We start from the raw sequence: 25,333 nt of genomic DNA on the forward strand, positions 1-25,333 counted from the left end.
CTGTGACGCCCCCGGGTCATGGTCGCAGAACCACGGTTCGACGGGGCGGCGCCGGCGCACTATGGCTGTGAGTGCGCTTCCGCTGCTTTTCGCCATTCGTCGGCAGAGCTCTGTTTGGCGTGACCGGGGCTGTTTCCGCAGGTGAGATACGGGCGGTCACGCGCCGCGTGAGGGCTGGCGGAAAGGGCCATGATGAACCGCTTGGGAGCTGAGAAGGGCATTCGCCCAGCTGAGCTGCCTCGGGCTCGCTGCCCCGTGATTGGCCTGACGGCGTGGGCCCTCCTGGCCTGATGGCGACTCGACCGGGGCGTGGCGCCGTGATGACCCATCAGTTGCTGTCAGTGCCCACTGCTACACCCTTTTGTTGGGATGAGCCGCGTTCCGCGGCCCACCGACGGGAGGGGGAAACATGTCGAAGGTGCCGGACGGGTTCCACCGGGTACGCGGACACATCCGTCGCAATCCGAAGCCCAGGAGCGCCAAGCGCATGAGCGGTTGGATGATTGCCGGCTTACTGGCCGGCGTGTGGCTGTGGGGGCAGGTGTTCGGGTTCAGTGAGTCCACCGCCACTACACCGCCGACGGATCCGAAGCCGGCGGCCGGCGCGACGGCCGTCCGCTGATGCGACGGATACGTCTGCGGCGCCCTCGCGGTGCCGAGGAACTGGTCGCAGCGGCTGTAGTCGCCCTGGCTGTGCTCGTCCTGGTGGCGCGGACGGCGGCCACGGCGGTCGGCGCACTGAAGGCGGCCTGGCCTGCCCTGCTGGCTTTCGCCCTGCTCACGGGAGCCGTCGCGGCGTGGCGGATCAGGCAGGCGACCACGATGCGGCGTCGGGAGAAGGAGCGGCTGGCGACTCTGCAGATCACGCTCGCGGAGTTCGACACCATGGACGACCGTCGCTTCGAGTACGCCCTACGGGATCTGCTGGTCCGCGACGGCTGGCCGGCGCGCAGAGTGGGTGGCGGCGGCGACCAGGCCGCCGACGTCATTGGTGACCATCCGCAGCGCGGCCGGATCGTGGTGCAGGCCAAGCACACCCGCGTCGGCGGCAAGGTGGGCTCAGCTGTGATGTACGCGGTGAAGGGGACGGCCGGGCCGGTCCACAAAGCCGATCACGCTGTCGTCGTCACCAACGGAGCCTTCACCCGCGATGCCATGGCGTGGGGCGACCGGCACGGCGTCCACTGGGTCGACCGGGAAAAGCTACGGCGCTGGGCCGAGGACGGTGCCGCTCTGCACGAGCTCCTCGGACTGTCCGCGCGCTCCCGCCCGAGCCGATCCAGGCATGCGGCATGACTGGCAAAGATCGTGATCGCTGTCCAAGACGTCTGGAGGTGTGGTGTTCGACGAGGACGGGTCGCTCGACCCGCTGCTGAAGTTCCTGCTGTATGCGGTCATCGCGCTGGCCGTCGGCAAGATGCTCTGGGAGTGGCTCACCGAGGATGTCGGCCAGTGGATCACCGTAGATTTGTGGGGGCTGATAGCCGATCACCCGTGGTGGACCGGGCTCTTCGTGGTCGGCGGGCTGCCCATGCTGCTCCTGCTCGGCAGAATCCTGTCGTTCCTGTTCGGCGCCAACACCTACGCCAACGCGGACGACACGTTCGCGGCTCCTTCTGGCGATGCGATCGAAGCGGACGCGCTGACCTTCAAGACGAAGCAGCTTTCGTCGATGAGCGCGACGGGTTTCGAGCAGGCGTGCACTGATCTCCTGGCCCGTGACGGATTCCGGCGTCCCAAGCGGGTCGGAGGCGCCGGTGACCTCGGCGTGGACATCACTGCCCGCGATGACGAAGACCGCCGCCTGATCGTGCAGTGCAAGCAGTATCAGAGCCCAGTCGGGTCAGGCCACGCGCAGATCTCCAGGGGGAGGTAGGTGATGTCACCGACGTACTTCGTGTTCGTCTCACGTGCGGTGAAGTCGCGGCCGATCAGGTCCGTGGCCTTCGCCGCCGCCGGGTCCGGAGTCGTGGTGCGGTGCTTTCGCCGCAGCCTCAGGCCGGCCAGATCGATGCTCCGCATCACGCGTGCGACCCGCTTGTGGTTGACGCGTTCGTCGTCCTCGCGGAGCTCGGCGGTGATCCTGGGGACGCCGTAGGTGCCGTCCGACTCGCGGGGCACCGCCCGTATCCGTGCGGCGAGAGCGGCGTCGGCCGCCTGCCGGGCGGTCCGGTCGGCGGCGGTGCGGCGCCAGTAGGAGAAGCTGGAGCGGGCGATGCCCAGGATGGTGCACAGCCGCTTCACGCCGTAGCGGCGCTGGTGGTCGGCGACGAACTGGAAGCGGTTCACCAGCGCGTCTCCCCGGCGAAATACTTCGCAGCTTTCCGTAGGATCTCGCGCTCTTCCTCCAGCTCGCGGATCTTCTTGCGCAGGGCGGTGTTCTCCGCCTCCAGCGCAGTGGGCGGCTCGACGGACGCCTCGGCCCGGCGGCCCCGCGGCCGACTCGCACCAGCCGCCCTGACCCAGTTCCGCAACGTCTCCGGGTTGATCCCCAAGTCAGCGGCGACCGACCTGATCGTCGCTTCGGGCCGCGACGCGTACAGCGCGACCGCGTCCGCCTTGAACTGCGGCGGATAGTTCTTCATGACCACGAGATGTCCGTTCTCAGATCCTCAGGATCCAGTGTCTCGTGTGTCCAAGATCCGGGGTCAAGGCCCTTCCCATGGGGGGCCGGCAAGGTGGCAGTTGAGCCAAGACATCGCAGGTCTGCCTACCGCACGGTCCTGGCGTAGCCACCTGCGCTCATGCCGAACTCCCGTCGGAAGTGCCGGTTGAGCTGGCTCTGGTCACAGTAACCAAGCTCGGCGGCGGTCTCTGCCACGGATCGTCCCGCTGCCAGCATGGACTTGGCGCGTGCCAAGCGCAACAGGGTCCGGTAATGGTGCGGTGGAACCCCGTAAGCCTGTCGGAAACTCCTGATCAAGTGGCGTTTGCTGCAACCGGCGACTGCCGCGAGGTCGTCGAGCTTGATGTTGGAGTTCAGTTGGCTGTGGAGCATCTCCCGTACTTGACGAAGCGCTCGAGGACGAAGTGTCGGACTCGCTGCGCCGGGAGCATCCGCATGCCTGGCGAGCAGGACGGTCAGCAAGCGGATCAGCGACGACTCGAGATCCAACTCGTCCTCGCCGTGCGCCAAACCCCTGTGCAGCGCAGCAATGCCGTTGAAGAGGCTGCGGTCTGGATAGGTCACCTCATGAAAGCGCGGCCGGTTTGTGCCGACTGGCATGAGATCGGCGTCAAGGAACATCAGTTGCACAATGGCCTGGCCGTCAGCGGCGGCTTTGTCCTGATCGAGGCAGCTCACGACCTCATGGGGCTCGATCACCGTCACCGCGCCAGGAACAGGGGGACCCTGGGTTCGCCCGAGGTACTGAAAAGGGGGTGCAGAGCCGCCATGCGTGATCTTGACGGTGTACCCACTGTTCACAACGGTCGGGAAGTCACCATCGGCAACGCGCACAACCAGGCTCTCGACTCCGAACCGTGCTCTTCTGTGACGCCCATCGATTGCGGACTCAGTCATGTCACTTTCGCCCTAGTTCGGTTTGTCCAGTTGATCTTACAGTTCACGGTAAGACAAGGGCATCCGTCGAGCTAGGGAGGCATGACAGTCGATGGTTGAGCCAGTCGCCCTCCCCCTGCCGTCAGACCGCGGGACGAACACCTGACGAGATCTGTGCACCGCTGCGGAGATCACCGTCCACACCGATCCAGGTGCCGGGCGGCCGTTCCTGGCCCATCAGGCTCGCGGCCACGACCGCCAGTTCCATGCCTACCGCCAGTTACGACAGGCGCTATGTCAACACCGATCTCGAAAGGGCTCCGATGAGCAAGCCGTACAGCGACGCCGCCAACATCCCGGTCAACGCGTCGCAACCCGTCCTCACCTACCATCCGGTCACTCTCGACGTTCCCGGCCGGCCCGTGCCGCTGGAGGTCAAGGTGTCGATCCCCGCGACCGGCACCGACCTGCCGCTCATCCTCCTGTCCCACGGGCACGGGCTGGCGAACTTCCTGTCCTCCTACAACGGCTACGGGCCGCTGGCGAACTTCTTCGCCGCCCACGGGTTCGCGGTCATCCAGCCGACCCACCTGGACTCGACGGCCCTCGGTCTGCGCGACACCGACCTCAAGGACGCGCCCCTGTTCTGGCGTGACCGCGCCACCGACATGCACAACATCCTCGACCGCCTCGACGACATCGAGGCCGCCGTCCCCGGTCTTGCCGAACGGCGGATCGACAGGGACCGTGTCGGTGCCGTAGGACACTCCCTGGGCGGCAACACCGTCTCCCTCCTCCTCGGAGCCCAGATGCTGGACCCGGACGACGACCGGCCGAAGGACCTCTCCGACTCTCGTGTCAAGGCGGGAGTGCTCATCGGAGCTCCGGGCATCGGCAACGACGAGCACTTCGCCGAGTGGGCCAAGACGAACTACCCGGTGCTGTATTACACCGACTTCGAGCAGATGACAGGCACCAGCCTGATCATCGTGGGCGATCAGGACCTCAACCCCAACTTCTCCAATCGGCTCAGTTACCGCGCTGACGCTTACTCGGCCAGCCCCGGCGGCAACAAAACCATGGTGACCATGTACGGCGCTGGTCACATCTTCGGTGGCATATCCGGATACGACGCGGCAGAGACGGACGACGAAAATCCCGAGCGCGTGGCGACTCTGCGGGCTCTCGTGTGGGCCTACTTGCGCAGCCAGCTCTACTCGGCCGACCCGTCCTGGAAGAACGCGGTGAACGCCCTGGAGAACGGTGAAGACCCGATGGCCAAGGTCGAAACGAGGTAGTTCCGCGAGGTGGGCGGCGGTGCGACGGCCGCCGCCCACCGCACTTCATCGCACCGAGACCTTCCACCCCAGCACGGATCGCACAGGAGCAACCGTCATGTGGACCACGTTCGCTGCAACCGTCGGCGGAAGCGCCGCCAGCCTCACCGGCCTCACCTTCATCGTTGTCGCCTTCCGCTTCGACGTCGTCGCCACCTCCCAGGAATACCGCAACCGCGCCGCGCAAACCGTCTCCCTGTTCCTGACAACCACAGTCACCGCATCGCTGGTCACCCTGCCGCAACCGACCTGGGCGCTCGGGGTCGAACTGTTGGTCGCAGCAGCAAGCGCAAGTCTGCTCTCGGTGCTCGACCACGCAGCCCGCCGTGGCACGTCCCAGCATGCGCGGCCCGTCCTCGTCGTCGCGCTCGTCGTGTTCGCGGCAGGTATCGCCGCCGCCGGACTGTTCGCGACCGTCGGCTCCACCGACGGAATGGGCTTCTACGCCGCGAGTTCGCTGCTCGGTCTCATGTGGGGCGTCTACGGGACGTGGGTCTTCCTCACCCAGGCGGGCACAGATCAGATCAACGCGGTAGCAAACGTGCATGACCAGCCCGGCACCGCGTCGGCCGCCTGACCGGCCCCGCACAGTGAGGCGGTGCGGGACTGTGACGGAGTGCGGGTCTGTACGGTGAATGGTGTAACTCCCAGGCGGAAAGAGCCAGTTAAGTGTGGTGTCTCGGGACCTTGGTTACACGAAGTCCTCGAAGGTGAGCTGCTGCGGGATGTCCGAGAGTGGTTCGGGCGGCTGGTCAAAGACGATCCGGTAGTCGCTCCCGGCGGTCCGGCTGATGGGCGGTCGGCCGCCGAGCGCGGCGTGCGGCCGCTCGTGGTTGTAGTAGTTCACGAACTCCACGAGTGCGACGCGTCGTTCACGCTCGGTCGTGTAGTCGCGGACGTACGCCCACTCGCGGGAGAGCGTCCCGTCGTACCTCTCCACCTTCCCGTCCGTGCGCGGCGTGTACGGCCTGGTCCGCTTGTGCTTCGTACCGGTCGCGGCGAGCGCGTCAGCCCAGGTCGTAGACCGGTAGCACGCACCGTTGTCGGTGAGGCAGCGGCGGATCGGTGTGATGCCGTGGGCGGCGAAGAAGGCAACGGCACGGTGCCAGAAGGCGACCGCGGTGACGGCCTTCTCATCGTCCAGGGCCTCGGTGTAGGCGAGCCGGGAGTGGTCGTCGAGCGCCGAATGCAGGTACGTGTATCCGACCTCGCCGGTGCCGGGACCGGTGCGTTTGGAAGCGCGGGCGGACTCGGTGTCGACGCCGTGCATCCGCCAGCCGCCGCCGGTCGGGATACGTCCGAGTTTCTTGACGTCGACGTGGACCAGGTCGCCGAGCTGGTCGTGTTCGTAGCGGATGACCTCCCGCAGATGCTCGCCGGTCGGTGGATCGAGGTCCCGGAGCCGGTTGAGTCCTCGCCTCACCAGGATGCGGTGGGCGGTCACCGGCGCGAGTGTGACGCCGTGCAGCCGCTGTAGGTCGGCGGCGAGCCGGGCCGGCCCGCGCTTGGTCCGCCGCCGCAGCGCCTCCACCAGGTCGGCGATGTCCTCGGGGGTGCGGGCGGGGCCGGCAGCGGGGCGGGAGGAGTGGTCGAGCAGGCGTTCTCGCCGTGCGCCCGCCAGCGGGCGTACCACTTGGCCAGGCAACGGCGCGAGATCCCAGCTTCCGCAGCGACGTGCGCGATCGGACGTCCGGCGTCGATCCGCAGGCACAAGCGCAGACGTCCTTCGGGGGTCAGTGGTGCGTTCCGGTGCCCCCTGCTGGTGGCGCTCCTGGACTCGGCGGCCGCGTTCACCGGGAACCCTGGGATCTCAGGGCTCCCGCGTGAGCGGCTGTGCGTGGCGTCAGCGTGCGAACTTTTCGATAGCCGCCGGGGTGACGGGGGTGAAGAAGTTGACGAGGTTGCCGTCGGGGTCACGGAACAGCAGCGACCGGTTGCCCCAGGGCATCGTGGTGGGCTCGGTGACGAAGTCGATGACGAAGCCGGTCAGGTTCTGGTGAACGCGGTCCACGTCGTCGACGAGGAACTCGGTGATCACGCTGTGGTTGTCCGCCGGGCGGGCAGAGCCCGGGGCGAACAGTGGGACGGTGCGGGTGCCGGCGATCGCGAGGGTGGCGCCCGGGGTCTTGAGCTCGGCGAAGTCCTCGGTGGCCCACGTCGCCCGCACTCCTGTGGCTCGCTCGTAGAACTCGACGAGACGCGCTATGTCGCTGGTGATGATGCGGATCGAGACGAAGTCCATGGGGATCTCCTTGGCTGTGTGGAGGCGTGCACGTCGCAGGCTAGGAGAAATAGTGGACAGAATCGGTCCTGTATTCGCGTTAGGTTGTGCACATGCCTCGACCCACTGGCCGCGTGCTGACACTCCTGGAGCTGCTGCAGTCGGGCGGCACCCGGACGGTGGCCGAACTCGCCGACCGGCTCGGCGTCGAAGGGCGCACCGTGCGGCGGTATGTGGACCAGTTGATCGACCTCGACGTGCCCGTGGAATCGGTGCGCGGCCGCTACGGCGGGTACCGGCTCGCTCCCGGGTACCGCTTGCCTCCGCTCATGCTCAGCGACGACGAGGCGCTGGCCGTGCTGCTCGGCCTGGTCGCCGGCCGCCGGGCAGGACTGACGACGACGCAGCACACGGCAAGCGAGACGGCATCGGCCAAGATCCGGAGGGTGCTGCCCAAGCACATCGCCCGCCGGCTCGACACACTCCTGGAATCCCTCGCCTTCACGGACCAGCCCGGAGAGTTCGACACCCCGGACGCCGGGGTCCTGCTCACCATCGCCGATGCGGTGCGCCACCGCCGACCGGTCTCGATCCGCTACACCGACCGCGACGAACGGCGCAGCGAACGCACGCTGCACGCGTACGGGATCGTCGCCCACGCGGACCGGTGGTACGTCACGGGCAAGGACGCCCGGATCGGCGAGGACCGAACCTTCCGGCTCGATCGCATCGCAGAAGCGCGGACCCTGCCCGGCTCATTCGAAGCGTCGGCGGGCCCCGATCCGGCACAGCGCGTGTTGTCAGGCTTCGCCACGGCTGACTACAGGCATGAGGTGACCTTGCGGATCCACGGGACGGTCGAGCAGATCCGTGCCCACCTTCCCGCCAGCGTCGCGAGCCTGGAGGAGCACGAGCCCGCGGTAGGCGAGGACCGGGCAACCGAGCGCTGGCTACGCGTCGAGCTGCGGGCGGAGCGGCTCGACTGGGTGCCTCCGGTACTCGCCTCACTCGACCGGCCGTTCGTCATCGAGCGCCCCGATGAACTTCGCGACCTCGTCATCGAGCTCGCCGATCGCCTCGCGTCCTACGCCCGCCAAGCCTGACAGCGAGGAACCAATGTCATGAGATGGCACAGTTGAGGCTGGTGAATCTCCCGGGGAGGAACATCATGAAGCAGAATGCGCGTTCGAGTGAGCCGGCGGCCGAGGCCGTTGAGCCAGAGCTGGACCGGGCTCTCGTGGGTGGGCTGGTGGCCCAGGCGAAGGTCGACGGGATCCGGATGACCGGTGAAGGCGGCCTGCTGGCGCAGTTGACGAAGCTCGTGGTCGAGGGAGCTCTGGAGGGTGAGCTCACCGATCACCTTGGGCGGGAGAGCGGGGAGCGGGCCGACGAGGGCCGCAGCGGGAACTACCGCAACGGGCATGGCGCGAAGACGGCGCCGACCGAGGCTGCGGCGGTCGAGCGGTTCGCCGAATTCCGGAAGGAATGGGGGCTGAAGTATCCCGCGGCCATCCGGCTGTGGGAGAACGCGTGGGCCGAGTTCGTGCCCTTCCTGTCCTTCGGCATGGAGATCCGGAAGATCATCTGCACGACCAACGCCATCGAGAGCGTGAACGCACGCATCCGCAAGGCCGCCCGGGCACGAGGGCACTTCCCAACGACCAGGCCGCCCTCAAATGTGTCTACCTCGCCGTGATGAGCCTTGACCCGAAGGGTACCGGCACCAAGGCGTGGACACGGAGGTGGAAGCCCGCCCTCAACGCCTTCGACATCGCGTTCGACGGCCGGCTCACCGCCGGCATGACCAACCACTGAAATCCAACAATCGAGTTACACCACTCGCTGGACAAACCCGCTGTTGGTGACACTGAGCAACCGTGTTCGGAGGCCGTTGGGGGGCCGTGGAGCGCGCTACGACGCAGGTCGGCCGGCACCGAGTCGGCATGCCACGGACCCCGTGCTGGTTCCGTGCTGACCTCGAAGGCCGGAATCATGGAAAACCGCAGGTCCTAGCCCCGATCGGATGAGTTGTCGTACCACTCGATGGTGGTGCCGATGAGGGACGCGGCGACGATGCGCTTGAGGCTGTTCGGGGCTGGTGGAGCGGCTGCGGGCGACGACATCGGCACCACTTCCTGACGTTCGGCGGGGACGTTTGCGTGTTGCCACACCGTAGAAAGACGCAGGTCAGGCGCACATGTGGTCGGGCAACATAGTTCGAGGCTCACCTATGCGTGCGGCCACCATGTCGGCTCGCGGACAGGCGGTTCAAGGGCTCGACGACAGGCCAAACGAGCGTCGTCCGAGACGCGCGGTTTGCGGTGATATGGCGATGCGGTGCTGATTCCCGTGCCGGTTCGGTGCTGACTGAAAGCCCACGTCATCACCCCGCTTCACCCGTCCCGTGCTGACTTGGTGCTGACTATGCTCCGTTGAACTCGGACATCTGGGGCTGATGGGCGCGGAGCCGTGGGGCAGCGGGTGACCGGTCCGAGAGGCCGAGCCCGGTCTCTCGGCTCAACCTCTGCAGACACAGGTAAGGGGGCTGCGGCTGGGGGCGGTGCGCTGCCGGTGGATTTTTCGTCTGCTGGTGGTGCATCTTGCATGGCGCGGTGACCTGGAAAACGGAGGATGGATCTGCGGCGGGTGGAATATCGGTCTGCTTATGTCCGGATATTGGTGCTGATCGGGGCGGTGGGCGTGCGGCCCGGAGGCAGGTTCCGCACTGAGGTCTCCCGGATGACCGGTGTGTGCCCGCGGTCGGGGCGCGGGCCCGATTCTTGGCGGCGGACCCGCTTCTGTCACCCCGGTACGGGGACCGGCAAGGAAGCGCAGTCCAGAAGGCGGCGCCGGCGCCCTGCGGCTGTAAGTGCGCTTCCGCTGCTTTTCGCCATTCATCGGCAGAGCGCCGCCCTGGCGTGACCGGCGCTGTTCCTACAGCTGAGAGGCGGCCGATCGCGTACCTCGTATGGGCCGGCGGGGAGGCTGTGGTCAGCCGTCTGGCAGTTGAGCAGGGCGTTCGCCCTGCTGAGCCGCCTCAAGCTCGTCGGCTCCTGACCGGCTCGGAAGCGTGTGCCCTCCTGGCCGGATGGCGACTTGACCGGGAGCAGTCCCGTGATCATCCGTCAGTTGCTGTCAGTGCCCGCTGCTACACCCTTTGTCGGGATGAGCCGTGCTCCGCGGCCCACCGACGGGAGGGGAGAGCATGACGAAAGTGCCGGACGGGTTCCATCGGGTGCGTGGGCACATCCGTCGCAATCCGAAGTCCAGGGGTGCCAAGCGCATGAGCGGTTGGATGATTGCCGGCTTACTGGCCGGCGTGTGGCTGTGGGGGCAGGTTTTCGGGTTCAGTGAATCCAACGCCACTACACCGCCGACGGATCCGAAGCCGACGGCCGGCGCAACGGCCGACCGCTGATGGGACGGTCACGTCTGAGGCGTCCTCGCGGTGTCGCCGAACTGATCGCAGCTGCTGTAGTGGCTCTGGCCGTGCTCGTCCTGGTGGCGCGGACGGTGGCCACGGCGGTCGGCGTGCTGAAGCCGGCCTGGCTGGCATTGCCGGCTTTCGCCCTGCTCACGGGGATCTTCGCGGTATGCCGGATCATGCGGGCGACCACGATGCGGCGTCGGGAGAGGGAGCGGCTGGCCACTCTGCGGATCACGCTCGCGGAGTTCGACGCCATGGACGACCGTCGCTTCGAGTACGCCCTGCGGGATCTGCTGGTCCGCGACGGCTGGCCGGCCCGCAGGGTGGGGGGCGGCGGCGACCAGGCCGCCGACGTCATCGGTGACCATCCGCAGCGCGGCCGGATCGTGGTGCAGGCCAAGCACACCCGCGTCGGCGGGAAGGTGGGCTCATCGGTGATGTACGCGGTGAAGGGGACGGCCGGGCCGGTCCACAAAGCCGATCACGCCGTCGTCGTCACCAACGGGGCCCTCACTCGTGATGCCATGGTCTGGGGTGACCGGCACGGCGTCCACTGGATCGACCGGGAGAAGCTACGGCGCTGGGCCGAGGACGGTGCCGCTCTGCACGAGCTCCTCGGCCTGTCCGCGCGCTCCCGCCCGAGCCGGTTCAGACGTGCGGCCTGACCGGCGGAGTGCCTGACGCTGTCCGACCTCTTGCCGGCGTCGCTGCTCTTGATCAGCCCCTTGTCGCCGGGGCCCTTACCGCCGGTGCTGCGGTGCCCGCTGGCGAGGAAAGTCTTGTCCCCGACCACGGTGAAGCCCATGAAGTCGTCCTTGCTGCCGCCCACGAGTGTGGGTCGGCCTTGGGCGTCAGAGGTGTAGACGCCTTCGTGTGTGGCGACGTGCAGGCGTCGGTCGGACGGATCCAGACCGAGTCCGTGCATGTGGCTCACGGTGACGCCGGATCCGGAGTCGGCCGCGGAGGCGTCCGCACCGTCGCCGCTGCCGGAGCAGACGGTCAGGGCGGGGCTGAGAGCGGCCGCTGTGGCTGCCGCGGCGGCAAGGCGCTGGTTCATGGCTCCTCGGAGGAAGGGCGTGGGCGCACCGGGGGGATCGACCGGGCGTGCCCTCGCTGCGTGGACGAGAAGTCGCAGATCCAGGCCCTGGACCGCTCGCAGCCGGGGCTGCCGATGACGCCGGGCGTCCCGCAGCGGGTCACCCACGACTACGTGCGTGCCGACACCACGACGCTGTTCGCCGCGCTGGAGGTGGCCACCGGCAAGGTGATCGGTTCCCTGCACCGCCGGCATCGCGCCGAGGAGTTCAAGAAATCCCTGATCAAGCTCGACCGGGAGGTCCCGCGGGGCCTGGATCGCCGCATGGAACACCGATCCCAAGCCCTACGTGTGGACCGAGACCGCGGACGAGATCCTCGAACGTCTCGCCAGCTGTCTGAACAGAATTCCCGACTCAGAAGACTGGAGACGCGAGCGGTGGCGCCCGGCGCCCTGGAACCGCGAGAGGCAGCTCATCGGACCGGTGTGAAAGCGGACGCCCCTGCCGCCGGCCGGTGAATCCCTCCCGTTCCGGACGAAAGGATGACGCCGTGCAGCTCGGGCTGTTTCTCGCGGCTGACGAGGCGGCCGTGCACGGAGTACAGGGCGATCCGGTCGGAGAACCAGAACCGCGCGACGAGCAGGGCGGCGGCGATGACGACCACCAGGACGACGGACTCGAGCAGCACGATCAGCGCGGCGGCGAACGCCACGTACACCGGCCCGAGCAGGAACATCGTGACCGACATGCGGGCGGTCGGCTGCCGGTCGGGCTCGAAGCGGCCGCGCATCGTCATCACCCCGGGATCAGGCCCTCGTCGGAGAGCAGTTCGCGCACCTGCGTGAGGCTGGTGTCCGCGTCGGGCAGCACCAGATCGGACGGTGTGATCCTTTCGTCCGGCAGTGGTGTGCCGAGGCTGCGTACGGCGTCCAGCAGGGCCGACAGCGCCGCGGTGAACGCGGTCTCGTCGCCCCCGTCGGCGGCGGACTGCAGCGCCGTGTCCAGCTCGTTGAGCCGGTCCAGGTGCTCTTCGGTGATCTCGTACTGGCCCTCGCCGAGAATCCGCATGATCATGACGTCGCCTCCTGGTCCGGCGGTGCCTGCCTGGCCCCGCCGCCCTCCACGGCCGGCGGGGTGGAAGCCGCCGGGAGCCGAGCCTTCATCATGGCCAGTTCCCGTTCCACGTCGCCGCCTGCGGTGACGCGCTCGAGTTCGGCCTGGATGTCGTCACGGCCGGTCGGCAGGGTGGCGTCCTCCAGCACGCCGGAGGCGATCAGCTCGTCCAGTGCTCCGGCGCGGGCCTGCAGCTGCTCGGTCTTGTCCTGGGCACGTTGCATGGCCAGACCCACATCGCCCATCTCCTCACCGATGCCGGTGACGGCCTCGGTGATACGGGTCTGTGCCTCGGCCGCGGTGTAAGTGGCCTTGATCGTCTCCTTGCGGGTGCGGAAGTTGTCGACCTTCGCCTGCAGCCGCTGCGAGGCGAGGGTGAGCTTCTCCTCCTGGTCCTGCAGTGACGCCTGCTGGGTCTGCAGGTCGGTGATCTGGGAGGCCACGGCGGTGCGCCGGGTCAGGGCTTCGCGGGCGAGGTCCTCGCGCCCGGCCGCGAGCGCCTGCTGGGCCTGTCCCTCCAGCTTGCCGCCGGACTGCTGCAACTGGCTGATCTGCAGGTCGACGCGTTTGCGGCTGGTGGCCACATCGGCCACGCCGCGCCGCACCTTCTGCAACATCTGGAGCTGCTGCTCGTAGGAGTGGTCCAGGACTTCGCGGGGGTCCTCGGCCTTGTCCAGGGCCTTGTTCGCCTTGATCCGGAACAGGGCGGCGATGCGGTGAGCGATGCTGCTCATTACGGCCGCCTCCTCTCGACGGGATGAGGGATCAGCCAGGCCACTCGGCGGACACCTTCAGGCTCCGGCCCCATGGTCCGGGCCGCAACCGCGATCCCCGGTGTTCCCCGCCGTCCTCGCCCGGCGGTACCCGGCGGGGCAGGGGCCGGGGTCCCCACTCGGGGCCGGTCGGGTCCTGCACCGGGCCCGCATCCCAGGAGCAGGTTCGACGAAGCCGGCCGGTACCGCTGTGGCCGAGGTTCCCGCTCGGCGGCCGGCAGCCTGTTCGGGCCCGTGTCGTGCAGAACCCCGACGTCGCCGGCCTGCTCTTCCGCCCCCATGCACTCACGCACGGCAGCGTGCGTTGCACGAGAGGTGGCACCGGCGCAGGCTGCTTGATGACGAGGGGAGTCCTTCGATGACCCAGCACCCGCCCACCGCAGAGGTCGATCGGCCGGTCGTCGGCTCGTACCCGACCTGCACCGGCGCCCAGCGCGCGGTCGATTTCCTGTCCGACAGCAGATTCCCGGTGGAACACACCGCGATCATCGGTTCGGACCTCCGCATGGTCGAGACCGTCCTCGGTCGCCTCACACGCGGCCGGGCCGCCCTGGCGGGGACGGGCACCGGCGCCTGGTTCGGACTGCTGGTCGGGCTGCTGCTGTCGGTGTTCGCAGCCGGTGATCACCACATCCTGGTCCTGATGCTGAGCGGACTGGCCTACGGAGCCGTCTTCGGCGCGGTCTTCGGGTTCGCCGGTCACGCCCTCGGCGGCGGCCACCGCGACTTCTCTTCCCGCAGCCAGATCGTGGCCGCCCGTTACGACGTGGTCGCCGACGCCGACGCCGACGCCGACGCCGAGGTCGCCGAGGAGGCCAAGAACCTGCTGATCACACTCGCCTGGCGCGAAGAGTGACCTGCTCTCGGCCTTGCCACCTGGGCAGCGCTGCGGACGTCCCTGTCCCTCGCAGGGGCCCCTCCACCTGTCGGCCCGGCTCCACGTGCTCGACGGCGATGCCCTGAAGTCGTCCCGGTCTCACTCGCTGAAGGAGGAGTGACCGTGCAGCACCATGCGGATCACCACGATCACGAAACGTCCGGGCGCGAAGATCCCGGTAAGGGGCGGACCACGGCGGTTCTGGATGTCCGCGGTCTGGCCTGGGTGTCTCAGCAGAGCACCGTCAGCGCTGTGCTGGGGCGACGGCCCGGCGTACTACAGGTGGAAGTCAACCCGGTCGCGCAATCGGCGACGGTGGCCTTTGATCCGATGCGTACGTCACTGGCCGAGTTGCGCCGCTGGGTGACCGAATGCGGCTACCACTGCGCGGGCCAGTCCGTACCGTCCCACGTCTGTGATCCGATGACCGAACCGGACCCTGCCGTCGAAGCCACCGAGGGCCGTCATGCGATTCCTGAGGGCCGTGCCGCGCGGGTGGCGGCTCCAAGCGCACCCGCGGAGCACGCCCACCACGCCGAGCACGCGGCGGCCGAGGCTCCCGCCGAAGCCGAGGAGATGCCAGCCCCCCACGAGTTGACGGGGCACGGCGGCCACGAGGCCATGTCGATGGCGGCGATGGTGGCCGACATGCGCAACCGCTTCCTCGTGGCGCTGCTGTTCTCGATCCCCATCGTCATCTGGTCGCCGATCGGCGAGGACGTCTTCGGCCTGGACGTCCCCGTACCCTTCGGGCTGCGCCAGGATGTCTGGGCGCTGCTGCTGAGCCTGCCGGTGATCCTCTACTCGTGCTCGATCTTCTTCGACGGCGCGGTGCGGGCCCTGCGTGCCCGCACCCTGGACATGATGGTGCTGGTCGCGGTCGCCGTCGGCTCCGGATGGACGTACTCGCTGATCATCACGCTCACCGGGGGCGGCGACGTCTTCTACGAGGCGGCCACCGTGCTGGCCTCGTTCGTGCTGCTCGGCCACTGGTTCGAGATGCGGGCCCGGGGCGGTGCCAACGACGCCATCCGCACCCTGCTCGACCTGGCACCGCCCAAGGCACTCGTCGTGCGGGGCGGTGAGCCGGTGGAGATGCCCACCGCCGAGGTCGTGGTCGGTGATCTGCTGCTGGTCCGGCCCGGAGCCAAGATCGCCGTCGACGGGATCGTGGAGGAGGGGGAGAGCGAGGTCGACGAGTCGATGGTCACCGGGGAGAGCCTGCCCGTGCACAAAGCCCCCGGCTCGCAGGTCGTCGGCGCTACCATCAACGCCAACGGCACGCTCCGCGTGCGCGCCACCAAGGTCGGCTCCGACACCGCGCTGGCCCAGATCGTCAAGCTCGTCCAGGAAGCGCAGAACTCCAAGGCGCCGGGCCAGCGGCTCGCCGACCGGGCCGCGTTCTGGCTGGTCTCCGTCGCCCTGATCGGCGGCGCCGCGACGCTGGCCGTCTGGCTGCTGGCCACCGACCGCTCGCCGGGCACCGCGATGCTGTTCGCCATCACCGTCGTCGTCATCACCTGCCCGGACGCCCTGGGTCTGGCCACCCCCACGGCCGTCATGGTCGGCACGGGACTGGGAGCCCGGCGCGGGGTGCTGTTCAAGAACGCCGTCGCCCTGGAGGCATCGGCGGGGATCCAGACCGTGGTCATGGACAAGACCGGCACCCTGACCAAGGGCGAGCCGGAGGTGACCGACCTGATCACCGTCCCGGGAACGGACGAGGACCAACTGCTGCGGCTGGTCACGGCGGTGGAGCGCGAGTCCGAGCACCCCTTGGCCGAAGCCGTCGTACGGTACGCCGAGAGCCGGGCCGTGACGGCAGTGAGCGCGCGGCACTTCGAGAACGTCCCCGGCCACGGTGCGACCGCGGTCGTCGACGGCCACCGGGTCGCGGTCGGCAACCGCGGACTGGCGGTGCACGAAGGCGTCGACCTCGGCCGACTGGCCGCCCCGCGCGAGGCGCTGGCCGCCACCGGCCGTACCGTCGTCATCGCCGCCGTCGACGGACAAGCGGCAGGCCTGATCGGCATCGCCGACGCGCCCCGGGAGACCTCGGCCGCCGCCGTATCCGAACTGCACGCGCTCGGCGTCGAAGTGGTCATGCTCACCGGCGACAACCAGGCCACCGCCGAGCGGATCGCGGACCGTCTGGGCATCGACACCGTCATCGCCGAGGTCCTGCCAGGGGACAAGGCGGCCAAGGTGGCCGAACTGCAGCGCGGCGGCCGCAAGGTCGCCATGGTCGGCGACGGCGTCAACGACGCACCCGCCCTCGCCCGGGCCGACCTCGGCATCGCCATCGGCGCCGGCACCGACGTGGCCATCGAGACCGCGGACCTCGTCCTGATGCGCTCCGACCCCCTCGACGTGCCCACCGCGCTGCGCATCGGCCGCGGCACCCTGCGCAAGATGCGGCAGAACCTCGGCTGGGCCATCGGCTACAACGCCATCGCGCTGCCCATCGCTGCGGGTGTCTTCGAGCCCGCCCTCGGTCTGGTGCTGCGGCCGGAGATCGCCGCGCTGTCCATGTCCGGGTCCAGCATCATCGTCGCCGTCAACGCCCTCGCGCTCAAACGCCTCCGCCTGTCCGCCGCGGCACCGCCGCCCGCCGGCCCCCCCGGCGCGGCGGCTGTTCCCGCCACCGGCGAGAGCACTGGGCCCGACATCGGCCGCCGTGCCGCCTGACTTCCAGAGCCACAGGCCATGAACGGCCTGCCCGTCGCACCGAACGGCGCGCACGAGTCCGAAGACGAACAGCAACCAAGGAGACGACCAGGGCGACGACATCCGCAGGTCCCGTCGACGGCATGGCAGTCGAGGAAGGCTCTGCCAGGATTTTCGTGATGCGGTGACGGAGTGTCATGCGAGGAGGACTCGTCTGCACAGGCGTGGGAGCGAGGCCCGTCCGTACGTCTGTCGCTTGAGCATCCTGATCCGGTTGACGTGACCTTCGACGGGACCGCTGCTCCAGGGCAGGGTGGGGCCGGCCAGGACAGCGTCCCGGTCTCGTTCGAGCCCGTCGGCGAAGGCGTGCGGCTGGGGTGGACCATCGGTACGGACCGTGGAGATCCGGGAGAAGGGTCGGTGCCGGTGCGGTCGCAGATCACGCGGGCGAAGGCACGGACGTGGTTTCGGAGCGCGGCCGCCTGCGGACAGGGGTCGAGAACGATGCCGAGCCCCAGCCCGCCGGCCTCGGCGAGCAGGTGTGCCGGCGGCACAGCAGCACATTCCGCAGGCTCCCCGTGCAGCCTGCCCACCCGGTATCACCCGACAGGCCGCGGGGGTTCAGATGGTGGCCTGGGGTTGTTCCGGGATGAGGAAGGAGACCCGGACCTGCTCGGCGTGGGGGACGAGCAGGTCGTGCAGTTCGCCGGCGGCGGTCTCGAGGAGGTGTCCGTCGCGGCCGGCGTGGAGGGTTTCGAGGACGAAGGCGACGTGGGTGGAGTCTTCGGTGACGCGGGTGCGGTGGGCGTCGCGGTGGTTCCAGTGGCGGGTGAGGACGTCGGTGGTGTCGGTGTAGATGATCTCGCCGGCCCTGGGGTGCTCGGTGGTGTCGGGTTCGCCGAGGGGGGTGAAGGTCTCGGTGCCGTCGGCGTGGCGGATCTCGATGTCGCCGGTGACGTGGCCGAGGTCGAAGGCGCCGGCGGGCAGGGCGTGGCGGACGGAGACCGTGTTGTAGGAGTCGACGGCCGGGTTGATGCGGGGCAGGGTGCCCTTCTTCGCGAGTCGGCGGCCGAGGGCGTCGACGCTGGGCCGGATGCGGCGGGGGTTGGTGCCGAAGGAGCGGTAGGCGGTGTGCCATGCCTCGATGCGGGGGTCGCTCTCGTCGGCGGGCTCCCAGGTGCCGTCGGCGAGCTGCTGTTCCAGGTGCTCCAGGGCGGCGGTGGTGGCGGGCCAGGGTTCGTGGCCGCGCAGGCCGGTGGCGGTGACGGCGGCGATGAGGGTGTCGGGGAAGGCGTCGGCGACGGCGGGGTCGATACGGAGGATGGTCATCGAGGGGAGTCCGTTCCAGGGTGGTGCGGGCGTGGGGGAGAGGGCGTGGTCAGGGTTTCCAGGTGCCGATGCGCTCCAGGCGGCGCAGCTGCTGGTTCGCGGTGGGCCCGTCCAGACCGGTGCCGCGTTCGGTGAGGCGGCGGGCGGTGTCGGTGCGCTGTTCGACGGGTTTGTGGTCGTCGTACTTGAACTTCGCCCGTACCTCGGTGACGGCCAGACGCAGGCCGCGGATGCCGGGCAGCATCCGTCCGTAAGGGGGCCGGTCGACCTCGATGGGGGCGTGGTCGCCGTCGGGCTGGAAGTGGGTCATCTGGCGGCGCAGCAGCTCGGCCTTGGCCTCGGGGTCGTCGACGATCGTGGCCTGGCAGGTGAACTGGACGGCCGCGTAGTAGCTGGTGGGGACGCCGTCGGTGGGCGGGGTGCCGGGCCCCGCGCGCCAGGGCCCGGGGACGAAGGCGTAGGCGCCGGTGACGGTGAAGGTGACGTTGGGGTCGACCTCGATCGTCTTCCAGACGGGGTGGGGACGGGCGAGGTGGATCAGCAGGTCGGCGTTGTCGACGGTGAAGTGGGTGGGCACGACGATCGGCGCCTGTCCGAGGAGGCCGTTGACGCTGAGCAGGCCGAAGTCGTGGCCGTCGGCGATCCAGGTCCGCCACTCGGCGTCGTCGAGGGCGGCGTCCCAGGGCTGGATGAACATGCGGGGGTCCTTCCGGCGGGTGCGGGGGGTCAGGTGAGGGCGAGGAGGCTCACGGCGACGGCGGCGGTGCCCAGGCCGATCAGCTGCCCGCGGTGGACGCGCTCGGCGAGGACGCTGCGGGCGAGCAGGACGGTGCCGGCCGGGTACAGGGCGGTGATCACGGCGACGACGGCCAGGTCGCCGCTGCGGGCGGCGAGCAGGAACAGCAGGTTGGCCACCGAGTCCAGCACGCCGGCCGTCGCGGACATCGCGTACGCGGGCTTCTCCGGGCCGAGCCTGCGGTGCACCAGTCCGGCCGCGGCCAGTGTGACCGCGCAGGACACGGCGCGGCCGATGATCAGCGGGCCGACGCCGCTGTCGGAGGGTGCCTGGTGCAGGAAGATCAGCTGCAGGGCGATGGCGGCCCCGGCTCCGAAGGCCGGCAGCAGTGCGGTGCGCGACGGGCGCGCGCTGCCGGCACCGTGTCCGGCGCTGACCAGCACCACCGCCGCCAGCGCCAGCGGCAGGCCGATCAGCCCGGCCGGGCCCAGGTGCTCGCCCTGCAGCAGGCCCACCCCGACCGGCAGCATGGCCGAGACCAGCGCGGTGACCGGGGAGAGGACGTTCATCGGGCCGATCGCCAGCGTGCGGTAGAGCAGGGCGAACGCGGCGGCCGACGCGACGCCGGACGCCGCACCCCAGGCGAGGGTGGCGGGGGCGAAGGAGGCGCCGAGGAAGGGCCACAGCAGCAGCTCGACGGTGAGCGAGGCCGGGGCGGCGATCATCACGGTGCGCAGGACATGGGCCTTGCGGGCGCCGAGGCCGCCGAGGAAGTCGGCGCATCCGTAGGCCAGGGAGCTGCCCAGGGCCAGCAGCAGAGCGATCACGGGTACATCCCTTACTATCAATGGAACGACTACACCGTACAGCGCACCGACCGGAAGCCGTCAACCGAACGACCGCACGGTGCAGTGCAGTGATCCACCTGTTGGGAGGAGTGAAGCGATGGCCGAGACCGAGGCGGCACTGCGGACGCTCGCGCACAACGTCCGCGCGGCCCGCACCCGTGCCGGACTGTCCCTGGACGAGCTCGGCCGCCGCGCCAAGGTCAGCAAGGGCGCCCTGGTCGGGCTGGAGAAGGCCCAGGGCAACCCGAACTTCGCCACCCTGGTCCGCCTCGCCGACACCCTGGGTGTCCCGGTGTCCGCGCTGATGGAGGGACCGGTCGAAGGCCGGGTCCGGGTCGTGTCCGCCGACGCCGTCATGCCCTTGTGGGCCGGGGAGGAAGGCGGCGAGGCGCGGCTCATGCTGACCACCTCGGGACCGGCGCCGGTCGAGGTCTGGCGCTGGAGACTCGAACCGGGCGAGGAGTACCCCAGCCATCCGCATCAGGCCGGCGTCGTGGAGACCGTCAGCGTCACCGTCGGACGGATGGTGCTCGTCGTCGACGGCGCCGAGCATGCCGTCGAGGCCGGGCAGACCGCCACCTTCGACGCCGACACCCCCCACACCTACCGCGGCGCGGGCACCGGGACCTGCCACCTGATCATGACCGTTCACATCCCGCCCGGCCCTGGCTCCGCGAACTGACCTGCGCGGCAGGGCGGCATTCGCGCCCGGGTTCTGTCTCTTCGGTCGGTCCCGGGTCCGGATGAGGGCGCAGACGAGGTGGAATCCACCGACACGGTCCAGGCGATGTCGTCGTCGAGGTCCGCACCACCTGTCCCACACGATCCGAAGCCCCGGACCGCTTCCGCGGACCGTTCGACGGTCTGCGGAAGCTTCAGTGAACACGGGCATGGACCTCTCGATGCCGGGCAGTCGCAGGCCTGTCGGACGTTGCCCGGAGGTGAGCCGTGACGTGGGGTGCCATGGACACAGCCAGTTCCCCGTGGTGCGGCCGGCGGCTCTGTGGACGGGCTTCGAGGGGAGAGGTATCACCATGATCCTTCCGGCGGAGAAGGACCTGCGCGCTGTGCTGGCCCGGTTCTCTCAGGCGCGCATCGAACACGACGTGCGCCCCACCGGCCGCACCAGCAGGGCTCTGGAGGACTCCGCGTACACGCTGTGCGTGATGACCGGAGCCCGCACCGTCGAGCAGGCCCTGCTCGCGGCGGACGCACTGCTCGAGCAGTACGGGGCGAGCTGTGCGAGTGTCTCCCGAGAGGACGAGACACTGGCCGCGTAGGGCTGAGTACATCTGTGCCGCTGCTGGTCGGCGGAACGGCACTGCTGAGCCTCTGGGCTCGCCAGAGGTTCCTGCCGAGCGCGAACACCAGAAACGACGGCTGAGGCCTCATACGGCTGCCCTCCCCGTCGGAGGCCGGGCACCAGCCGGGGGCCGCAGGCACGCGAGACGCAGATCGGCATGGTGCTGGTGGGGGACGCGTTCGTCGCCGTGTCCACCACCCACGACGGCGTGCGGGGCTACAACGGCACCACCCCTCGTCGAGCACCTGGACACCAGCCTGCGCCGCATCGCGATCGGAGTCGGCCTCGGCGTCGCACTCGGGGTGTTGTTCGGGCTGCTCATGGGCACCGTGAGCTGGTTGCGCTCGCTGTTCGAGCCCTGGATCACCTTCCTGCGGACGCTGCCGCCGCTGGCGTACTTCTCGCTGCTCATCATCTGGCCGGGCATCAATGAGGAGCCGAAGGTCGCTTTGCCGGCGGTGGCGGCGTTCCCGCCCGTGGCGGTCTCCACCACCACCGCGGTCGCCGCCGTGCCCAAGAGCCTGATCGAGATTCAACTCATGTTGAATGATCAGTGGAACAGGCACTGGAAGGGGGGCACCCCGTGACGTGGAACTCGTTCCCGCCGGCATCGAGGAACTCGCCGGGTTCCCAGTCGGGTCGGGTGACCTCCAGCCGAAGCCTGTTCCGCGCCTCCTTCGGCGCCGCGGGTGACCCCATCACCAGCGAGACCGTGCTGGTGGCCCCCCGGCGCAGCCGGACACCCCAGTCGTGGGATTCGACCGCGTGCCAGTCCGCCTGGGACTGCCAGAAGGCCCACTGTGCGTGACGATCTTCCTCCGCGACGTCGAGGCAGATCGCGACGAGGCCGGAGTCGGCCAGCACGCCGGGGTGACCGGGACGCAGTACGCAGAACTCGTTGCCCTCCGGATCGGCCAGCACGTCCCAGGGGACGTCCCCCTGACCGATGTCGACCGGCGTCGCACCGAGGGTGAGCAAACGCGCCACCTCGGCCTTCCAGTCCGGCCCGCCGGCCAGGTCGAGGTGGAGCCGGTTCTTGTGCGCCGTCTTCGGCTTCGCGGTCGGCACGAACCGCAGTTGTAGGCCACCTGCCCGGCCCCGCGTCGCCTCCAACCAGAAGCGCTCCACACGCGCGACATCCAGTGCGTCGATCACGATCCCAGTCAGCATCACATTCCCCCAATCCCTGAAACCGTCGCCTGCTCGTTGTGGCCGCCGCGTCGGTGCCAGTGCTGGATCCCAGGCCGTGAGCACGCGTCCCGGACACCCTGCCGACCAAGATCGCCGAGCACAGGACCAGCAGCTCGACTCATTCTGAAACGATCAGTAAGGGCGTGCAGATCATCGACTCGTAGCTTTCCGCTCGGTGGGGCGTTGGTCTGAGATGAACGGGTCAGAAAGACAACAGGCTGTACTGGCAGCCAAGTTCGAGGCGATTCTGCCGCACCTCGACGAGCGGCAGCGTCGCTTGTCGACAGGGGCGGAGGCCCAGTCCCTCGGCCACGGCGGGATCCGAGCAGTCGCCCGTGCCGCCGGTGTCCGTGAGGCCACTGTGTCTGTCGGAGTGCGGGAACTCGACTCCGCAGAGGTGCCGTTGGGACGCATCCGTCGGCCCGGCGCCGGCCGCAAACGACCGCACCTTCGCCCACGAGTGGATTCGCGACGTCACCCTCACGCGCAGCGGTGATGTCGCAGATCTGCCAGCCTTCGCTCCGATCCGCCTGTTGGACTGATCACGCAACAGCACGCTCATCACAGGACGGAATCCATGGCTTCATCCACCACCGCCACGACGTACGACTCCGGCGGAGCCGCTTCACCGCACCGGTCCCCGGTGATCGGATGGCTGGCCGTCGTTGCGGTGATGCTGGGCATCTTCTCGATCGTCACCACGGAAATCCTCCCGATCGGACTTCTCACCAAGATCGGCGCCAGCTTCACCATCTCCGACGGCATGGCCGGACTGATGATGACCATGCCCGGCTTCCTCGCGGCGATCGCCGCACCGGTCGTCACCGCGGCGACCGCGCGGATCGACCGCCGCCTGAGGCTGTGCGTGTTCACGGTCCTGCTCGCCGGAGCGAACTTCCTGGCGGCAGCGGCGCCCGATTACTGGCTCGTCCTGGTCTCCCGCGTCATCGTCGGCATCGTGATCGGCGGCTTCTGGTCCATCGGCGCCTCACTGGCCGAACGCCTGGTACCCGCCGAATCCGTCGGGCGTGCAACAGCGGTGATCTTCTCCGCCGTGCCACTGGGCTCCGTACTCGGCGTCCCCGCCGGCACGTTCATCGGCGACCTGGCCGGATGGCGCGCCGCGTTCATCGCCATGGGCGGCCTCACCGTCGCCGTGCTGATCATGCTGCTGCTCGTCATGCCGCCGCTGCCGCCCCGCCAGAGGACCCGCCTGACCGTACTGCGCGGCATGCTCAACAGCGTCGCCACCCGCTTCGCGCTGCTCCTGACCGTGTCGGTCGTCCTGGCGCACTTCGGAACCTACACCTACGTCACCCCGTTCCTCGAACAGGTCACGGACGTCAGCTCCGGGCTCGTCACCGTATTCCTGCTCGTCTACGGCGCGGCAGGCATCCTCGGCAACTTCCTGGGCGGCTCCCTGGTGGCCCGCCACCCGCGGGCCACCTTCGGCACCGCCGCCGGCATGATCGCAGCCGCCACGCTGCTCCTGCCCGTGCTGGGCCAGTGGAAAGCCGGAGCCATCGCTCTCCTCGTCGTCTGGGGCGTGGGATACGGGGCGGTCCCCGTCTCCTCCCAGACCTGGTTCACCAAGGCGGCCCCCGCCACCCCTGAAGCCGCTTCCGTCATGTTCACCGCCTCCTTCCAGGCCACGATCTCCCTCGGAGCCCTGGTCGGCGGACTCGTCGTCGACGGCAGCTCACCCTCGACGGTCATGCTCCTGGGCGGCATGACAGCCGCACTCATGATCGTGGTCGTGTGGGCTCACTACGCCCGACGCCTGACATGGCCGGACAACACCTGAGCCGTACGCCCTCCTTGAACCCCCTGGCAAGCCCCGGACCCCACCGAACGGTGCACGGTCCGGGCGGCCGATCGCAGATCTCCGGTCCCCGACACACCATGGAGAGGACGACGCACATGTGCGGAACCGCCGGATGGGGGGACGACGCCAGCGGCTTATGGACCGACCGTCACGCCGCCATCGGCCACCGCCTGCTCGGCGCGCTGACGAGCCTGAGCACGGCGATCGGTCCGACGGCCGGACTGGCCGCGCCTGCCGAGGCGGCTGTCACGACGCCGGTCGCCGTGACGAAGTACAGCCACACCAGCGAGAGCGGGGACTGGGTCGGCCAGGGCGGCAGCGTGGCCCACACCCCGAAGACGGCGACGATCACCGTCGAAGGGGCCGCCGAGACGCTGACCGTCCGGATCGAGAACGACGCCGACTGGTGGACCGTCGAGCTCGAGGCGCCCGCGGGGGAGAAGCTCCACCCCGGCATCTACCGCGACGCCGAACGTGCCGGCTTCACCACCGGCCGAGCCCCCGGCCTGGACGTCGGTGGCCAGTCGCGCGGCTGCAACAGGGTCTACGGCCGGTTCGCGGTCAACCAGATCGAGGCGGACGCGTCCGGTGCGATCACCGTGCTGGACGCCACGTACACACAGCGCTGCGAGTCCGCCGACGCGCCCGCGCTGAAGGGCGTGGTCAAGCACCGCGCGTACCCGCTGTCCTTCTCCTACGCCAGTGAGCCCGGTGATTACGTCGGCCAGGGCCGCACCGGCACCCACACCGGTGCCACCAGCCTCTTCTCCCTCCGCCCCTGGGGAATCGGAGGCCTGTCCCACGAGGCTTCCGGCAAGAGGGAGAAGTGGTGGGCACTTCTGGTACCGCCCGTGGGCGAGTCCTTCGAGGCGGGCCGCACCTATACGGCCGAGCGCGGCAACGGTCCCGGTACGGCCGGACTCGACGTCTCCGGCTTCGGCGGCTGCAACGCCGGCAACGGTGAGCTGACCATCACCAAGCTGGCCCGCGGCACCGACGGCGAGGTCACGGCGCTGGCGGCCACGTTCGTCCAGCACTGTGAGGGCGCCGAGCCAGCTCTACGAGGGACGATCCACTACTACGCCTGACGAGCTCGTGCACGGCCGCCGTCGAGGGCCGGGCCCCGCCCTTGCCGTAGTCCTTGACG

24 protein-coding genes and 7 pseudogenes are annotated in these 25,333 nt (G+C 69.2%); 19 read left to right on the forward strand and 12 right to left on the reverse strand.

Going from position 1 to position 25,333, the window contains the following annotated elements:
• The first annotated feature begins 409 nt into the window (after positions 1-409).
• From AB0N31_RS00085 to AB0N31_RS00095, 3 genes are read left to right on the forward strand one after another with little or no spacing between them, the layout of a single operon-like run.
• A complete protein-coding gene (locus AB0N31_RS00085; protein WP_366056001.1) occupies positions 410-622 on the forward strand; it encodes a hypothetical protein in 213 nt (70 codons plus the stop codon).
• Positions 622-1,296 (forward strand): restriction endonuclease, encoded by a 675-nt coding sequence (locus AB0N31_RS00090; protein ID WP_366056002.1) that lies wholly within the window; start codon positions 622-624, stop codon positions 1,294-1,296. Before AB0N31_RS00085 ends, AB0N31_RS00090 begins: the two co-directional genes overlap by 1 nt.
• A gap of 43 nt (positions 1,297-1,339) precedes the next feature.
• The gene (locus tag AB0N31_RS00095) at positions 1,340-1,876 is read left to right on the forward strand and encodes a restriction endonuclease (RefSeq protein ID WP_366056003.1); all 537 of its coding nucleotides are present in this window, start codon (positions 1,340-1,342) and stop codon (positions 1,874-1,876) included.
• On the opposite strand, the gene AB0N31_RS00100 is transcribed toward AB0N31_RS00095, so the two are convergent.
• The 3 genes from AB0N31_RS00100 to AB0N31_RS00110 form a co-directional block, all read right to left on the reverse strand.
• Complete coding sequence (locus tag AB0N31_RS00100) at positions 1,828-2,289, reverse strand: IS3 family transposase (RefSeq protein WP_366056004.1); 462 nt, start codon at positions 2,287-2,289, stop codon at positions 1,828-1,830. The two genes, AB0N31_RS00095 and AB0N31_RS00100, sit on opposite strands and share 49 nt — an antisense overlap.
• On the reverse strand, positions 2,286-2,585 hold the full coding sequence (locus tag AB0N31_RS00105) for a transposase (protein ID WP_366056005.1): 300 nt from the start codon (positions 2,583-2,585) through the stop codon (positions 2,286-2,288). The genes AB0N31_RS00100 and AB0N31_RS00105 overlap by 4 nt, the downstream gene beginning before the upstream one ends.
• A 125-nt stretch (positions 2,586-2,710) precedes the next feature.
• A complete protein-coding gene (locus AB0N31_RS00110; RefSeq protein ID WP_366056006.1) occupies positions 2,711-3,523 on the reverse strand; it encodes an AraC family transcriptional regulator in 813 nt (270 codons plus the stop codon).
• A gap of 302 nt (positions 3,524-3,825) precedes the next feature.
• On the opposite strand from AB0N31_RS00110, the gene AB0N31_RS00115 reads away from it, so the two are divergent.
• Complete coding sequence (locus AB0N31_RS00115) at positions 3,826-4,800, forward strand: alpha/beta fold hydrolase (protein WP_225656270.1); 975 nt, start codon at positions 3,826-3,828, stop codon at positions 4,798-4,800.
• Positions 4,801-4,897: 97 nt separating this feature from the next.
• Positions 4,898-5,416, forward strand: a complete 519-nt coding sequence (locus AB0N31_RS00120) for a hypothetical protein (protein ID WP_366056007.1) — start codon at positions 4,898-4,900, stop codon at positions 5,414-5,416.
• A gap of 114 nt (positions 5,417-5,530) precedes the next feature.
• Here AB0N31_RS00120 and AB0N31_RS00125 read toward each other — a convergent pair.
• Both AB0N31_RS00125 and AB0N31_RS00130 read right to left on the reverse strand, forming a co-directional pair.
• Positions 5,531-6,633 (reverse strand): annotated as a pseudogene (locus AB0N31_RS00125) (IS481 family transposase).
• Positions 6,634-6,682: 49 nt separating this feature from the next.
• Complete coding sequence (locus tag AB0N31_RS00130; RefSeq protein ID WP_366056009.1) at positions 6,683-7,081, reverse strand: VOC family protein; 399 nt, start codon at positions 7,079-7,081, stop codon at positions 6,683-6,685.
• Positions 7,082-7,173: 92 nt separating this feature from the next.
• Between AB0N31_RS00130 and AB0N31_RS00135 the strand changes: the two genes are divergently transcribed.
• From AB0N31_RS00135 to AB0N31_RS00160, 6 genes and pseudogenes are all read left to right on the forward strand, one after another.
• Positions 7,174-8,163, forward strand: coding sequence for a YafY family protein (locus tag AB0N31_RS00135; protein ID WP_366056010.1), 990 nt, complete (start codon positions 7,174-7,176; stop codon positions 8,161-8,163).
• A 176-nt stretch (positions 8,164-8,339) separates the two neighbouring features.
• Positions 8,340-8,447, forward strand: a pseudogene (locus tag AB0N31_RS00140) (hypothetical protein); the annotation flags it as partial.
• Between the two features lie 93 nt (positions 8,448-8,540).
• Positions 8,541-8,875: pseudogene (locus AB0N31_RS00145) on the forward strand (transposase); the annotation flags it as partial.
• Positions 8,876-10,265: 1,390 nt separating this feature from the next.
• Positions 10,266-10,478: a hypothetical protein gene (locus AB0N31_RS00150; protein ID WP_366056011.1), complete on the forward strand. Its 213-nt coding sequence runs from the start codon at positions 10,266-10,268 to the stop codon at positions 10,476-10,478.
• Positions 10,478-11,152, forward strand: coding sequence for a restriction endonuclease (locus AB0N31_RS00155; protein ID WP_366056013.1), 675 nt, complete (start codon positions 10,478-10,480; stop codon positions 11,150-11,152). Before AB0N31_RS00150 ends, AB0N31_RS00155 begins: the two co-directional genes overlap by 1 nt.
• A gap of 431 nt (positions 11,153-11,583) precedes the next feature.
• A pseudogene (locus tag AB0N31_RS00160) lies at positions 11,584-11,829 on the forward strand (IS630 family transposase); the annotation flags it as partial.
• 236 nt (positions 11,830-12,065) lie between these two features.
• On the opposite strand, the pseudogene AB0N31_RS00165 reads toward AB0N31_RS00160, so the two are convergent.
• From AB0N31_RS00165 to AB0N31_RS00175, 3 genes and pseudogenes are all read right to left on the reverse strand, one after another.
• Positions 12,066-12,314: pseudogene (locus tag AB0N31_RS00165) on the reverse strand (zinc metalloprotease HtpX); the annotation flags it as partial.
• Between the two features lie 5 nt (positions 12,315-12,319).
• Positions 12,320-12,598 (reverse strand): hypothetical protein, encoded by a 279-nt coding sequence (locus tag AB0N31_RS00170; protein ID WP_366056014.1) that lies wholly within the window; start codon positions 12,596-12,598, stop codon positions 12,320-12,322.
• Entirely contained in the window at positions 12,595-13,371 is a 777-nt protein-coding gene (locus AB0N31_RS00175; protein ID WP_366056015.1) for a PspA/IM30 family protein, read from the reverse strand. The genes AB0N31_RS00170 and AB0N31_RS00175 overlap by 4 nt, the downstream gene beginning before the upstream one ends.
• A 397-nt stretch (positions 13,372-13,768) precedes the next feature.
• Here AB0N31_RS00175 and AB0N31_RS00180 point away from each other — a divergent pair, with 397 nt between their 5' ends.
• Together AB0N31_RS00180 and AB0N31_RS00185 are read left to right on the forward strand one after the other, a co-directional pair.
• Positions 13,769-14,266, forward strand: a complete 498-nt coding sequence (locus AB0N31_RS00180) for a general stress protein (RefSeq protein ID WP_366056016.1) — start codon at positions 13,769-13,771, stop codon at positions 14,264-14,266.
• Between the two features lie 144 nt (positions 14,267-14,410).
• Entirely contained in the window at positions 14,411-16,975 is a 2,565-nt protein-coding gene (locus tag AB0N31_RS00185; RefSeq protein ID WP_366056017.1) for a heavy metal translocating P-type ATPase, read from the forward strand.
• 600 nt (positions 16,976-17,575) lie between these two features.
• On the opposite strand, the gene AB0N31_RS00190 is transcribed toward AB0N31_RS00185, so the two are convergent.
• The 3 genes from AB0N31_RS00190 to AB0N31_RS00200 are packed head-to-tail and all read right to left on the reverse strand — an operon-like array spanning position 17,576 to position 19,846.
• Complete coding sequence (locus AB0N31_RS00190; RefSeq protein WP_366056018.1) at positions 17,576-18,283, reverse strand: phenylalanine--tRNA ligase beta subunit-related protein; 708 nt, start codon at positions 18,281-18,283, stop codon at positions 17,576-17,578.
• A 49-nt stretch (positions 18,284-18,332) separates the two neighbouring features.
• Positions 18,333-18,980 carry an FMN-binding negative transcriptional regulator gene (locus AB0N31_RS00195; RefSeq protein ID WP_366056019.1) on the reverse strand — a complete coding sequence of 216 codons (648 nt, stop codon included), beginning with the start codon at positions 18,978-18,980 and terminating at the stop codon, positions 18,333-18,335.
• A gap of 29 nt (positions 18,981-19,009) precedes the next feature.
• The gene (locus AB0N31_RS00200) at positions 19,010-19,846 is read right to left on the reverse strand and encodes a DMT family transporter (RefSeq protein WP_366056020.1); all 837 of its coding nucleotides are present in this window, start codon (positions 19,844-19,846) and stop codon (positions 19,010-19,012) included.
• A gap of 118 nt (positions 19,847-19,964) precedes the next feature.
• Between AB0N31_RS00200 and AB0N31_RS00205 the strand changes: the two genes are divergently transcribed.
• The 3 genes and pseudogenes from AB0N31_RS00205 to AB0N31_RS00215 all read left to right on the forward strand — a co-directional run.
• Positions 19,965-20,549 (forward strand): XRE family transcriptional regulator, encoded by a 585-nt coding sequence (locus AB0N31_RS00205; protein ID WP_366056021.1) that lies wholly within the window; start codon positions 19,965-19,967, stop codon positions 20,547-20,549.
• Between the two features lie 352 nt (positions 20,550-20,901).
• Positions 20,902-21,147: a DUF5133 domain-containing protein gene (locus AB0N31_RS00210; RefSeq protein WP_366056022.1), complete on the forward strand. Its 246-nt coding sequence runs from the start codon at positions 20,902-20,904 to the stop codon at positions 21,145-21,147.
• A 180-nt stretch (positions 21,148-21,327) separates the two neighbouring features.
• A pseudogene (locus AB0N31_RS00215) lies at positions 21,328-21,700 on the forward strand (ABC transporter permease subunit); the annotation flags it as partial.
• Positions 21,701-21,707: 7 nt separating this feature from the next.
• Here AB0N31_RS00215 and AB0N31_RS00220 read toward each other — a convergent pair.
• Positions 21,708-22,340, reverse strand: coding sequence for a VOC family protein (locus tag AB0N31_RS00220; protein ID WP_366056293.1), 633 nt, complete (start codon positions 22,338-22,340; stop codon positions 21,708-21,710).
• Positions 22,341-22,554: 214 nt separating this feature from the next.
• On the opposite strand from AB0N31_RS00220, the pseudogene AB0N31_RS00225 reads away from it, so the two are divergent.
• The 3 genes and pseudogenes from AB0N31_RS00225 to AB0N31_RS00235 all read left to right on the forward strand — a co-directional run.
• Positions 22,555-22,803 (forward strand): annotated as a pseudogene (locus AB0N31_RS00225) (ISAzo13 family transposase); the annotation flags it as partial.
• Between the two features lie 135 nt (positions 22,804-22,938).
• Complete coding sequence (locus tag AB0N31_RS00230; RefSeq protein WP_366056023.1) at positions 22,939-24,165, forward strand: MFS transporter; 1,227 nt, start codon at positions 22,939-22,941, stop codon at positions 24,163-24,165.
• 116 nt (positions 24,166-24,281) lie between these two features.
• A complete protein-coding gene (locus tag AB0N31_RS00235) occupies positions 24,282-25,274 on the forward strand; it encodes a hypothetical protein (RefSeq protein ID WP_366056024.1) in 993 nt (330 codons plus the stop codon).
• Positions 25,275-25,333 lie beyond the last annotated feature (59 nt).

The sequence above is a fragment of the Streptomyces sp. NPDC051051 genome, assembly GCF_040682975.1.
Taxonomy (GTDB): domain Bacteria; phylum Actinomycetota; class Actinomycetes; order Streptomycetales; family Streptomycetaceae; genus Streptomyces.